Source organism: Parabacteroides sp. merdae-related_45_40 (assembly GCF_001915675.1).
In genome coordinates this window covers 1-12,897 of sequence record NZ_MNQY01000086.1, presented here as the reverse complement: position 1 = coordinate 12,897, position 12,897 = coordinate 1, and the positions used below count along the sequence as shown (strand labels likewise).

Genomic DNA, 12,897 nt, shown 5'->3' with positions numbered 1-12,897 from the left:
GCCATCCCGTGCGATCCCTTTATCAGCACATGATATCCTTCCAAGGGATTTTTGCGCAAGGCTTCGATCAGCTCCTCTGTTGTGGCATAGGTGGTGAAGTCTTTTCCGGCGGCTTTTTGGAAATGTTCGCCGCACAGAAATACTTTATCGTAATTACCTTCCTTGATCCGGGCTACGACTTCGGTATGGAGTTCGTCGCTTGTAGGACCTAATTCGCGCATGTCACCTAAGATGAGAGCTTTGGGCGAGACAGGCATTGTGGCGAAATTGTCTAAAGCGACTTTCATGCTGCTCGGATTTGCGTTGTAGGCATCGATGATCAGTTCGTTATTTTCAGTCTTTTTCAGTTGTGAACGGTTGTTAGTCGGCTCGTAAGCGGCAATGGCACGGCTGATGCGTTCTGCCGGAATCTTGAAGAAACGGCCAACAGCAACGGCAACTAAGGCATTGTCCAGATTGTAGTTACCGATCAGATGGGTTTCCACTGTGTGGATTTTGCCCTGTTGTTTCCATTCGAAAGTCAGGTAGGGATTGCAGCTGACTACACATCCCCAGGCAAAAGCCGTTTCATCGGAACCGTATGTGACCTGTTCGATTCCATTGGCGATCTCTTTCAGATATTTATTATCCTGATTGATGAATATCTTACCTTTCGTGCGGCGCATATAGTCGTATAATTCACCCTTTGTTTTGATCACACCTTCGAATGAGCCGAAACCTTCCAGATGGGCACGCCCGACATTGGTGATAATCCCGTAGTTTGGCTGTGCTATGTCGACCAACTCTTTGATATCGCCCGGATGGCTGGCTCCCATTTCGATCACAGCCATTTCGTGGTCGTGCGTCAGGCGGAGCAAGGTGAGAGGTACGCCGATATGGTTGTTCAGGTTGCCTTCGGTGTAGAGAAGGTTGTATTTGGTAGACAGGACGGAAGCCAGCAGTTCCTTGGTCGTTGTCTTTCCGTTTGTTCCGGTGATACCGATAATCGGACAGCCGATCACTTTACGGTGGCGGTGCGCTAATTGCTGCAAGGTCGTCAGCACGTTGTCCACAAGGATTGTGCGTTCTCCTATAAAATAATCCGGATTGTCGATTACCGCATACACGCAACCGGATGCCAGCGCTTTTTCTGCATATTGGTTACCATCGAATTTATCCCCTTTCAAGGCAAAGAAAATCGAACCGCGAGGGCAGTTTCGGCTGTCGGTTGTCACTTTCGGATTGTGTATAAACAATTCATATAGTTCAGGAATAGTCATAGTCTTTTTCCCTTTATAATTTCTATGAGAGTTATTTTGCGCAAATGTAGTGATTTAATGTATTTACCTTTATCTTTGTCGGAAAGAAAAATAAGAATGTTACATAAAACGCTCAATATTAGAGGAACGCTTACCTCACTCGATACTCCGCTGGTGATGGGGATTCTGAATGTCACTCCCGACTCTTTTTATGCCGATAGTAGGAAGCAGACGGAAGTTGCAATTGAAGAACGCATACAGGCAATTTTATCCGAGGGAGGACAGATCATCGACCTCGGAGGTTATTCTTCCCGCCCCGATGCCGCAGAGGTCTCACCGGAAGAGGAGATGAAACGTCTGGCCTTTGCCTTGAAAATACTGAATACGCATTATCCGGATGTGACCCTGTCTGTCGATACATTCCGGGCGGATGTGGCACGTCGTTGCGTCGAAGAATACGGCGTCGCGATAATCAACGATATTTCGGGAGGAGAGTTGGATGCTGGAATGTTTGAGACGGTCGCCCGTTTGCATGTACCTTATATAATGATGCATATGCGCGGAACTCCTCAGACGAAGCAGCAACATACCGATTATGCAGATATAATGGAGGAGATTATGCTCTATTTTGCCCGGAAAGTCCGACAGCTCCGTTTGTTGGGAGTGAACGATATTATATTGGATCCCGGTTTCGGTTTCAGTAAGACGGTAGACCAGAATTATACGTTAATGGGACATCTGCGTGAGTTTAAGGATTTCGGTTTACCTTTGCTCGTCGGTGTTTCCCGCAAGAGCATGATTTATAAATATCTGGGTGGAACACCAGCCGACAGCCTGAATGGAACGACAGTCCTGAACACGATTGCTTTGTTGAATGGGACGGATATCCTTCGTGTCCACGACGTAAAAGCCGCAGTAGAAGCAGTCAAACTCGTTTCGAAAACTTTCAATTTTCAACTTTCAACTTTCAACTGTTAATATTATGTGGATGAATTTCGGAATAAAAGACCTGATTGATGTTTTATTGGTAGCCTTCTTCTTGTACCAGACATATAAGCTGATGAAGAATTCCGGAACTCTGGCTATCTTTAGTGGAGTAGTGTCGTTTATTATTGTCTGGATTCTGGTTTCCCAAGTGTTGGAGATGCGTTTGATGGGAGCGATACTCGACAAGTTTATCAGTGTCGGTTTCCTTGTACTGGTGATTTTGTTTCAGGATGAGATACGTCGTTTTCTGGTGGCACTTGGTTCGCACAGGGGATGGAAGTTCCTGGGAAAAATATTTTCGAAGAAGAACCATGACAAGGAGAACGAAGGGAAGTTTATTGCCCCGGTTGTCCTGGCCTGCATGAATATGGCGAAGAAAAAGACGGGAGCACTGATATGCATCCAGCAGGATGTCGATCTGACCGTTTATGAGCATACCGGTGAAATGTTCAATGCTGATGTCAATGCCCGCCTGATCGAAAATATATTCTTCAAAAACAGTCCTTTGCATGATGGCGCCATGATCATTGCGGACAACCGTATCAAGGCTGCCGGCTGTATTCTTCCGGTTGCCCAAAACGCTAATTTGCCGAAAGATATGGGATTACGCCATCGTTCCGGCTTGGGAATGTCGCTCGAAACGGATGCACTGGTAATCATCGTTTCAGAAGAACGTGGGAAGATATCGGTCGCTCATAATGGTAAAATAGAAGTGAACGTTACGGCAGAGGATTTGCAACAAATCCTGTCAGGGGAGAAGGAAGTAACAAATTATTGTTAAATGTTCTGAAACTGATAGGTCTGCATGTAAATCTTTTACTGATTTTGCAAACTCTATATTGCATTTTGCCTACTTTTGTACCCGATTATTGTGATATCTAACTAACAATATAATAAAAACAGATCTTCCGCTATGGACTTAATGCAAGAGATTATTGCACGCGCTAAAGCAAACAAACAGCGTATCGTTCTTCCTGAAGGAACAGAAGAAAGAACATTGAAAGCTGCCGACCGTTTAGTGGCCGACGAAGTTGCAGACATTATCCTGATTGGCAACCCCGCTGAAATCAACAGCCTGGCTGCTCAGTACGGGTTGAACCACATCGGACAAACTACTATTATCGATCCGAAGAATCACGAAAAGAAAGCCGCTTACGCAGACCTGCTTTTCCAGCTGCGCCAGAAAAAGGGTATGACTCCTGAAAAGGCTGCCGTTTTAGTAGAAGATCCTTTGTTTCTTGCCTGCCTGATGATTAAATCCGGCGATGCCGACGGTGAAATCGCTGGTGCACAGAACACGACCGGCAATGTGTTGCGTCCCGCTTTACAGATTATCAAGACTGCTCCGGGTATGAGTTGCGTTTCAGGTGCGTTCCTGATGTTTACAAAGACTCCCCAGTATGGTAAAGAAGGCATTTTGGTATTTGCCGACTGTGCCGTAATGCCGAATCCGACAGCACCAGAATTGGCAAGTATCGCTATTGCTACAGCTGCTACAGCCCGCGATATCGTAGGAATGGAACCGCGTGTCGCCATGCTGAGTTTCTCTACGAAAGGCAGTGCCTCTCACGAGATGGTCGACAAGGTTGTCGAAGCTACCCGTCTGGCAAAAGAAATGGCTCCCGACCTGAAGGTTGACGGAGAATTGCAGGCCGATGCCGCTTTGGTTGAAAAGGTCGCTTCATTGAAGGCTCCGGGCAGCGATGTTGCCGGACAGGCTAACGTTTTGGTATTCCCGACTCTGGAAGTGGGCAATATCGCTTATAAGCTGGTTCAGCGTTTAGGAGGTGCAGAAGCTGTAGGTCCTATCCTGCAGGGTATGGCTGCTCCGGTTAACGACCTGTCTCGCGGTTGCTCTGTTGACGATATCTATAAGATGGTTGCGATTGCATGTAACCAGTCGATAGGTTTGAAAGCGAATAAATAATTTGATTTATGAATTATGATTTATGTGACGATGATAAATCATAATTCATAAATTCCTAAAATCCCAACTCATAAATCATTAAATCATGAAAGTATTAGTATTAAACTGCGGTAGTAGTTCTATTAAATATAAATTGTTCGATATGACATCCGGTGAAGTAATGGCACAAGGTGGTATCGAAAAGATCGGTCTGCCCGGTGCATTCCTGAAACTGACCGACAAAGACGGTAAGAAAGTTGTTTTGGAAAAAGAAATGCCCGGCCACAAGGAAGGTATCGAATTTATCCTGAGTATTCTGACTGACAAGACATACGGCTGCATCAAGGAATATAACGAAATCGACGCTGTCGGCCACCGTGTGGTACATGGAGGTGAAAAGTTCGCTTCCAGCGTGAAGATCGACCGGGATGTGATCAACAAGGTAATCGAATGTTCGGATCTGGCTCCGTTACATAACCCGGCTAACCTGAAGGGTATCGATGCTATGGAAGCATTGATTCCGGGTATTCCCCAGGTAGCAGTATTCGATACGGCTTTCCACCAGACAATGCCGGCTAAGGCTTATATGTACGGTTTGCCTTACGAGATGTATACGAAATACGGTGTGCGCCGTTACGGTTTCCATGGAACAAGCCACCGCTATGTTTCCCGTCGCGCTTGCGAAATCCTGGGCGTTCCTTATGAAGAACAGAAGATCATTACGGCTCATGTAGGCAACGGTGGTTCCATCGCTGCCGTAGATCATGGCAAATGTGTTGATACTTCTATGGGGCTGACTCCGGTTGAAGGTCTGCTGATGGGTACTCGTTGCGGTGACGTAGACGCTGGTGCTCTTTCCTTTATCATGGAAAAAGAAGGATTGGATGGTCATGGTTTATCAGACTTGATCAACAAGAAGAGTGGGGTTGCCGGCTTGGTCGGTGGTTCCTCCGATATGCGTGATTTGGAAGCAGCCGTAGAGGCAGGCGATGAACGTGCTACTATGGTTTTGGATGTTTACAACTACCGCATCAAGAAATATATCGGTGCTTATGCTGCTGCCATGGGTGGTTGCGATATCTTGGTTTGGACCGGTGGTGTCGGTGAAAACCAGTGGGCGACACGTCGTGTCGTTTGTGAAAACATGGAATACATGGGCATGAAGATTGACGTTGAAAAGAATGAAGGTATGCGTGGTGAAGAAATGGTCATCAGCACACCGGACAGCAAGGTTACGATCATTGTGGTTCCGACAGACGAAGAATATATGATCGCTGCCGATACAATGGATATATTAGGTAAATAATAATTATTCTAATCCTCACAGCTTACAAAACATTAGGATTAGTGTTTAGACTGCCCCGACACCGGTTGGGGCGGTCTTTTTTTATAAAATGAAACGGTCAAAATCTTTACAATAAACAAGGGGTAGATAGAAACTTTCATCTTTAAAAGATCTGACAACCTGATTGTCTTGAATTGTAAAAAGACATTATCCTGTCTCATCGGATAATATGACAGATGACTGTTCCGCCCCTTCTGTGCAAATGTTCTGAATACATCGTTTATTAATGCTGTTCCGTTGTTTGATTTAAGATGGGTATTAATACATTCTCGAACGATACGGGTTTTGTACTCAAAAGAATCTCCTTCACTGCTTGATAGAGCTTTGATTGCACAGAACAAAGCTTTACCTGCCGTACTTTTACCAGAATCGTTAATTCCGGTAATGACTGTTAAGCCACCAATTTCTATTGAAGTGAAGCATGCTTGATTTTGCTTATATTGGAGAGTTCAGTTTGCATCGTCTTTCTATTTAGTATGATTATACAAATGTAACGATAAATATTAGTAAAAACTAATTCTCTTCTTACTCTGTTTCGAACTGCTCCATATACAGCATTTCCCCGTCCCAGACGATATAGGAGAAATATTGCAGTCGAGCATGATATGGCGGTGTCCGAAGATAAAGAAGTTGATATCCGGGTGTGTCTTGAGGTATTCTTTTGCAAAGAGGGCCATATACTCGTGGTCTTCGCCCTGGTATTCGGCTGCTTCCCTTGTCTTATGTTTTTTTAATCCGCTTTTACGACTGCTGAGCGACCAGCCGAGAGCGAAGCCGAACGTCCAGCGGGGATGGATGCCCGCATACAGCCATTGGCAGAATTTATTACGGAAAAGGGTGCGAAGGAAACGGAATGCCTTGCTTCTATAGTCTACCTCGTCGCCATGTCCGAGGAAGAACCGTTTGCCTAAAAGGTCTACAGTGAGCACATCCCGGTGGATGATCGCACCTATCTCCTTTGGCAGATAGTCGAACATCCAGATGTCGTGATTGCCGATAAATATATGGATTTCCACTCCATTGTCGGATAGTTCCGCCAGTTTACCAAGGAAACGGACAAAGCCTTTCGGTACGACGTATTTATACTCGTACCAATAGTCGAACATATCCCCTAGGAAATAGATAGCCATCGCCTCGTCTTTGATGCTGTCCAGCCAGCGTACCAGTCTCTTTTCGACGGCAAGCGGGTCTTTATGGAAACGGGCACCAAGATGGGCGTCCGATGCAAAATATATTTTCTGTCGAAGGGAATCCATGCCTTTATAAAAAACCTAGTTCAAGTTTGGCCTCTTCGGACATCATCTCCTTGTCCCATTCCGGCTCGAACACGAGGTTAACTTCCACGTTGTTCACGCCATCGACTGATTCTATCTTCATCCGGACATCTTCCAGAATGAAATCAGCAGCAGGACAATTGGGGGCGGTGAGGGTCATGTCGATGCGAACGTTCTTCTCATCGTCTACCTCTATGTTATAGATCAGGCCAAGATCGTAGACGTTAACCGGGATTTCCGGGTCGTATACGGTTTTAAGCATGGCGACAATCGCTTCTTCTGTTTGGAGGAATTCGTTGTTCATATTTCTTTAATTTGAATACAAACGTACGAATTAATTGACAATTGACAATTGACAATTGACAATTAATAACAGGAAAGGGTGGCTTCTGCTTCGTAACCCATAGCTTTACGATGGCTAATGCATAGAGTTACCCTTCGTAAAGCATAGCTTTATCTCACAGGGTTCCTTCGTCCGAATAACTGTAGTAGCTGCCGTCGGCCAGGACAATATGGTCTAACAGTTGTATTTCGAGTAAGCGGGCAGCGTCCCGAAGGTGTTGTGTCAGCAGGTCGTCCTGCCGGCTGGGGTGTGGATTGCCCGAAGGGTGGTTATGACAGAGGATGATGCCTGCCGCAAGGGCATTGATTGCGGCTTTTAGGATGATGCGCAGGTCGGCTGATGTCTCGCTTATCCCGCCTTGGCTAATCTTGACCTTTTCGATCACCAGGGAAGAACGGTTCGTGAGTGCGATCCATAATTCTTCGTGGGGAAGATCGCAGAGCAGGGGATAGAAAATCCGGTAAACATCGCTGCTGGAGTGGATAACGGGACGTTGAACCGGATCGCTGTTGCCACGTCGTTTCCCAAGTTCGAGGGCTGCATTGATTGTGATAGCTTTGACTTTGCCAATGCCTTTAAACTTAGACATCAGTTCTTTGACGGATAATTTGCCTAAAGCATTCAGGTTATTATTGACGGAATTTAAAATACGTTGTGACAGTTGGACGGCAGTTTCCCGGCTGTTGCCGGAGCCGATCAGAATGGCCAGTAATTCGGCATCGCTGAGGGAAGCAATACCTTTCAATAACATTTTTTCGCGTGGGCGGTCTTCTTCTGCCCATTCTTTTATTTTCATAGCAAGAAAGTTTTGGATGATTTTAGATTTATGATTTATGATTTATCTTGTCAACGTATAAATCATAAATCATAAATCATAAATTTTACCGGATACGTCCTACGTAAGAACCGTCCTGTGTATTGATTTCGATGATTTCACCTTCTTCAATGAACAACGGAACGCGTACTTCAGCACCTGATTCTACTGTTGCAGGTTTCAAAGTGTTGGTTGCTGTATCGCCTTTGATACCCGGTTCCGTATAAGTTACTTTCAACTGTACTTTTACAGGCATATCTGCGAACAGAACAGTTTCTGTTGAAGCGTCTGAAACGACTTCCACAATCTGGCCTTCGATCATGAAGTCCACACCGTTGATCAGGTTTTTGTCGATGATGATATCGTCGAAAGTTTCCTGATTCATGAAATGATAGTGTTCGCCTTCCTGATATGTATATTGGTACGGGCGACGTTCTACGCGTACGTCTTCCAGTTTTTCACCGATGTTGAAACGGCGTTCGATCTGACCGCCTTTTACAACGTCTTTCAGGGTTGTACGCATAATCGTGTTACCTTTTCCCGGTTTTACATGAAGAAAATCGACGCAGAAATAGAGTTTACCGTCCAAACGGATACATGTTCCTTTCTTGATGTCCTGTGAATTAATCATACTAATGTTCTTTATATTATATTGTTAATTTATCTCGTGATGGATTTCGGGTGCAAAAGTAGTGTTTTCCTCTTAAAGTAACAATAAACTTCTGTAATTTTATTTGGAAATAGGTTGCAAATCAGTTTGATATGCAGAGGGGGTATAAGGGCTAAATACGATCCCGGATCAAGTCCGGGATAACGGGAAGTTAAAAAAGCGAGATAATAAAGCTGATAACCGGAACGAGGATAGCCGTCATGATCCCCATCAGGCCGATGGCAAGTCCGCTCAAAGCTCCTTCCACCGCACCGATCTGAATCGCAACGGAAGTACCTACCCCGTGCGAAGAGGCGCCCAATGCCAACCCTTTGGCTATGCGGCTTTCGATGCCTAACACTTTCATCACGAACGGCCCGACAATACTGCCGAATATTCCGACCGCCACTACGATGACGGCTGTCAGAGAAGGAATGCCGCCTGACTTCTCGGCAATGCCCATCGCAATCGGTGTCGTGACCGACTTGGGTTCGAGCGTGGCGACCAACGCGGCATCTGCTCCCATCAGTTCGCCGATCGCTATAACGCTGACAATCCCGACAATCGCTCCGACAAAGACGGACGTCAGGATCGAAATCACATTTCCTTTCAGGTATTGGATCTGCTCATACAATACATATCCTAACGCCACGACCGACGGCCCCAACAGGAAATGGATCAGGTGGCTGCCTTTCTGAAACGATTCGTATTCGATATCCATCGTTTTCAAGACAACGATAATAACAAATATGGAGGTAATAAGCGGATGCAGCAGGCTGATACGCGTCTTTCTGTACAAAGCCAAAGAAGCCAGATAAGTACCGATTACCAGAGTCAGTGAAAATACTTCCGATTGTGCCAGGTTATTCATTTTCGTCCGTTTCCTTTCCTAATTTTTGCTGGATGAGTGCTACGCTGGCAATTACGAGTATGGTGCTGACAACGGAGGCTGTTACGATCACAACCCAATACTGGGAAATGATACCGAGCGAATTCATTAATCCCACACCCGCCGGCAGGAAAAACAACCCCATGTTTTCGGTCAGAAGCGTGGAGAGCTTCTTCACTTTGTTCGGCTTGACGACTTTGAATGCCAGTGCCAGGAATAACAGCACCATTCCAATTACGCTACCTGGGATAAACCCGTCGATAAAATAACTGATAAACTCTCCTGTAAAATAGAAGAAGAGGATGTAAAATGCTTCTATTAGCATATTCTTACTGTCTTTTAGATAACCGCTGCAAAGATAACATCTTTGTAAGAAATATGTTCTACAACATATAATTTAATTTCGATTTTAACAAAAGCATTATGGATGGCTCAAGGTAACCGCATCAAAATTTTCCAAGGGCGTGATCCGCACACAAAGTTTTCTGCAAATCCTCTATCACTCTATCACAACGAAGGTTGTAGCTATTCATATTCAAGCGTCAGAGGCAGTGATACAAGACGTTTTCCTCTATCACTCCTCTATCACTTCTGAAATATGGAGCTTTTGATATATGATTAAGAATCAGTGTGCTATCCTCTTTTTGTTTTTGAAAGAGCATATAAAAGAGTCGAATAAACAAATGTAAAAACGAATGTGGCAGGTAGTAAATCGACGAAATACGGTTCTTCGTTCCACAAAAGCCCTCTCTTTTTTTAGTAAAGACAAGTACATAATTCCGTAAACACCCCCATGTTACCATCCTTTACACCCGGATGTATCGCCCCTCTACACCCGGGTGTAAGAGGAGGCAACATGGGGGTGTCCGGCAACTAAAGTACCGTGCTGAACAATAAAAAACACCCGGTTTTACCTATTTTACACCCGTTTTTGCATAAAATAATCGAGTGATTTGCAGGGATGGGAGACAGGGGATTGTCAGTGATAGGGCAGTGATAGAGAAAACGGGCATATATCACTAATGAAACAATTTGAATATCAACTGATAGAAAGAAATCAGTGATACAGTGACAGAGGAAATGAGAAAAACCTGTATGATAAGGTCCTGTTTTTTCTTTGGTATATTTCATACGGTTCCCGAATTTTGATGAGGTTACCCTATGGATTACTATGGTTTTCACTCCTGTTTCTTGTTTTTCCCTATATTTGTACTTCTAAGTTATCATATAAGATTGAAAAATTGAATGGAAAAATGGTCAATGAACTACTTTTTGAGCAATTATTTCGGATGTATTATGCGGAGTTGTGCCGCTATGCATCCCGTTATTTGTCAGATAAACAAATTGTAGAAGATATTGTCCAAAGCTTTTTTATTGCCGTTTGGGAAAAAGACGGTTTGACGATCAACGGGGATAACTTTTTGCCTTATGCTTATCGCTCTGTCTATAACCGCTGCTTGAATTACTATAAAGCTGAATTATCGAAAGAAAGTTTTCTGGCCTCGCTTGTAGAAGAGTGGAATGGACAAGCTGAAGAGGAGAATGATTTCCGGTATAAACAAGAAGTGCGGGAGGCTCTTCGTAAACTACCCCCTAAATGTAAACAAGTATTTCTTCTTAAATGTATAAAAGGATTGAAATATAAAGAAATAGCAGAAGTGTCCGGAATATCGGTCAATACTGTCAAGTATCATTTGGGAGAAGCTTTTCGAATTATGCGGGAAGAATTGATTGATTTACAAGGAACAGTCTTGCTTTTTATGCTAATGAAACCTGTTTTTGACGTTGTCGTGTAGCTGTTCGACATTGTCGAAGATATACGAATATATGTTCGGCATTGCCGGAAACAAATTACATGCAGACTGAATTTGTCATAGATACATGAAAAAAGTTTATTTTTTCCTACCCATTTTCCTGCCCACTGTTGTCATATAATAAAAGGTATTGCAAATGAAGTCTGAAACGATATATGAGATCATGTTGTCTGTCCTGTCCGAAGATGCGACCGAAGACGAGCATCGCCTGTTGAATGAATGGCTTGCTTGTTCGGAAGCCAACAGAAAGCAGTTCGAGCAAGTGGGTGAACTATATCGCAGTTTCGAGACTGTCGGAAAGCAGAATGATTCTGAATATGATGTTGAACAGGCTTGGATGAGGGTACGCAACCAGACTGTAGAGAAGAAGAAAAAGTTTAACTTAAAAGGTTGGTTGCCTTATGCGGCCTTGGTCGCTATTGCGTTTTCTATAGGGCTCTATTTTATGAACAGACCTGCGGAGCAGGATTGGACTGCTGAGGCAGATGTATTGAAAAACATAAATCAACCGACTTTACTGTTGGATAATGGGGAACGGATTCCGTTGAAGCAGGATAGTTTTTCGATTCAGCAGGGCAATATGGTGATTCGGAATAATCTGGTTGGACAACTTTCGTATGAGTCGGACCGGGAGCAACCTTCAGATGAAGAAAAGCTGTCTTGGAATCACTTGGTGATACCGAAAGGGAATGCTTACGAACTGGAGTTGGCAGATGGAACACACGTTTGGCTGAATGCTGAATCGGAGTTATCTTATCCGACTCGCTTTGCAGGAGAAATGCGCGAGGTCCGGTTGAAAGGAGAGGCGTTCTTCGATGTGGCTAAGAATCCGGACTGTCCTTTTGTGGTGAGGACAGATGAAGTCGCAGTTCAGGTTTTGGGAACCTCTTTCAATGTCTCGGCTTATCAGTCCGAGCAAATGGCTCGTGTCACACTGGTAGGAGGTTCTGTGGCTGTAAAAGCGAATGGTGGCGAAGAATTCCGGATTGTCCCCTCCGAGCAGTTCTGTTATAATAAGGAAAGCCGTAAGTCCGGGATACGGGTTGTAGACACGGATTTATATACATCTTGGGTAAAAGGAGAATATATTTTCAAAGATGCCGCGTTAGAGGAAATCTTTAATAAGTTGTTGCATTGGTATGATTTTACCGTCCGGTATCAAAATGAACAGTTGAAAGATAAGCGTTTTTCTTTGGTCATAGACCGGAAAATCAGTTTGGAGCAATTATTGGAGTTGATCAGTTTTACGTCGGATGTAAAATTGGAACGAAGCCAAGGAAATATCATTTATGTTAAACAAAAAAGAGAGGAGGTATGATGACTTAGATATCATGAAAACACAAAAAGGAGACAGTATGTACCAGATACTGTCTCCCGTAACAGATTACTAAACATTTTTATAACTCAGTTTAAACCTGTAAAATACAAATTTATGGAAAAAAGCAGACATGGGGCTTTTGTGTATGCACAAAAAGTCTTAAAGCACTCGTTATTTTTATTTTTACTCATCAATTTATTAAGTATTTCGCCGGATATTTCGGCTTCAACCACTCTTTTAGAGCAAAAGTACACGTTGAATTTATCTTTTAAAGACGCCCGTTTGGAGCAAGTTCTGGATGCTATTATGAAACAATCGGG

Annotated in this window: 13 protein-coding genes and 1 pseudogene; 7 read left to right on the top strand and 7 right to left on the bottom strand. The window is 44.0% G+C overall.

All coding sequences use genetic code 11. The features are described from left to right. On the bottom strand, window positions 1-1,259 hold a 1,259-nt coding region (locus tag BHV83_RS10985; RefSeq protein ID WP_286757515.1), incomplete at its 3' end, for a UDP-N-acetylmuramoyl-tripeptide--D-alanyl-D-alanine ligase. 96 nt (window positions 1,260-1,355) lie between these two features. Between BHV83_RS10985 and folP the strand changes: the two genes are divergently transcribed. The 4 genes from folP to BHV83_RS10965 all read left to right on the top strand — a co-directional run bounded on the left by folP (window position 1,356) and on the right by BHV83_RS10965 (window position 5,437). Beyond that, window positions 1,356-2,216, top strand: a complete 861-nt coding sequence (folP, locus tag BHV83_RS10980; protein ID WP_151203486.1) for a dihydropteroate synthase — start codon at window positions 1,356-1,358, stop codon at window positions 2,214-2,216. Between the two features lie 4 nt (window positions 2,217-2,220). Beyond that, complete coding sequence (cdaA, locus tag BHV83_RS10975) at window positions 2,221-3,006, top strand: diadenylate cyclase CdaA (RefSeq protein WP_005644656.1); 786 nt, start codon at window positions 2,221-2,223, stop codon at window positions 3,004-3,006. A 132-nt stretch (window positions 3,007-3,138) separates the two neighbouring features. After that, entirely contained in the window at window positions 3,139-4,152 is a 1,014-nt protein-coding gene (gene pta / locus BHV83_RS10970; protein WP_005634495.1) for a phosphate acetyltransferase, read from the top strand. 85 nt (window positions 4,153-4,237) lie between these two features. Beyond that, the gene (locus BHV83_RS10965) at window positions 4,238-5,437 is read left to right on the top strand and encodes an acetate/propionate family kinase (RefSeq protein ID WP_005634493.1); all 1,200 of its coding nucleotides are present in this window, start codon (window positions 4,238-4,240) and stop codon (window positions 5,435-5,437) included. 564 nt (window positions 5,438-6,001) lie between these two features. On the opposite strand, the pseudogene BHV83_RS10960 reads toward BHV83_RS10965, so the two are convergent. From BHV83_RS10960 to BHV83_RS10935, 6 genes and pseudogenes are all read right to left on the bottom strand, one after another. Beyond that, window positions 6,002-6,732 (bottom strand): annotated as a pseudogene (locus tag BHV83_RS10960) (UDP-2,3-diacylglucosamine diphosphatase). 4 nt (window positions 6,733-6,736) lie between these two features. Next, the gene (locus BHV83_RS10955) at window positions 6,737-7,054 is read right to left on the bottom strand and encodes an SUF system Fe-S cluster assembly protein (protein ID WP_005644651.1); all 318 of its coding nucleotides are present in this window, start codon (window positions 7,052-7,054) and stop codon (window positions 6,737-6,739) included. Window positions 7,055-7,208: 154 nt separating this feature from the next. Further along, on the bottom strand, window positions 7,209-7,889 hold the full coding sequence (radC, locus tag BHV83_RS10950; RefSeq protein WP_122121485.1) for a RadC family protein: 681 nt from the start codon (window positions 7,887-7,889) through the stop codon (window positions 7,209-7,211). Between the two features lie 85 nt (window positions 7,890-7,974). Continuing rightward, window positions 7,975-8,538, bottom strand: coding sequence for an elongation factor P (gene efp / locus BHV83_RS10945; protein ID WP_005634477.1), 564 nt, complete (start codon window positions 8,536-8,538; stop codon window positions 7,975-7,977). 190 nt (window positions 8,539-8,728) lie between these two features. After that, a complete protein-coding gene (locus tag BHV83_RS10940) occupies window positions 8,729-9,427 on the bottom strand; it encodes an LrgB family protein (RefSeq protein ID WP_005634474.1) in 699 nt (232 codons plus the stop codon). Next, complete coding sequence (locus BHV83_RS10935; protein ID WP_005634472.1) at window positions 9,420-9,770, bottom strand: CidA/LrgA family protein; 351 nt, start codon at window positions 9,768-9,770, stop codon at window positions 9,420-9,422. The genes BHV83_RS10940 and BHV83_RS10935 overlap by 8 nt, the downstream gene beginning before the upstream one ends. 928 nt (window positions 9,771-10,698) lie before the next feature. Between BHV83_RS10935 and BHV83_RS10930 the strand changes: the two genes are divergently transcribed. From BHV83_RS10930 to BHV83_RS10920, 3 genes are all read left to right on the top strand, one after another. Next, window positions 10,699-11,241, top strand: a complete 543-nt coding sequence (locus tag BHV83_RS10930) for an RNA polymerase sigma-70 factor (protein WP_005649563.1) — start codon at window positions 10,699-10,701, stop codon at window positions 11,239-11,241. A 154-nt stretch (window positions 11,242-11,395) separates the two neighbouring features. Next, window positions 11,396-12,577 (top strand): FecR family protein, encoded by a 1,182-nt coding sequence (locus BHV83_RS10925; RefSeq protein WP_286757514.1) that lies wholly within the window; start codon window positions 11,396-11,398, stop codon window positions 12,575-12,577. A gap of 114 nt (window positions 12,578-12,691) precedes the next feature. Further along, window positions 12,692-12,897 (top strand): hypothetical protein (locus tag BHV83_RS10920; protein WP_286757513.1); only part of this gene is annotated, 206 nt, incomplete at its 3' end.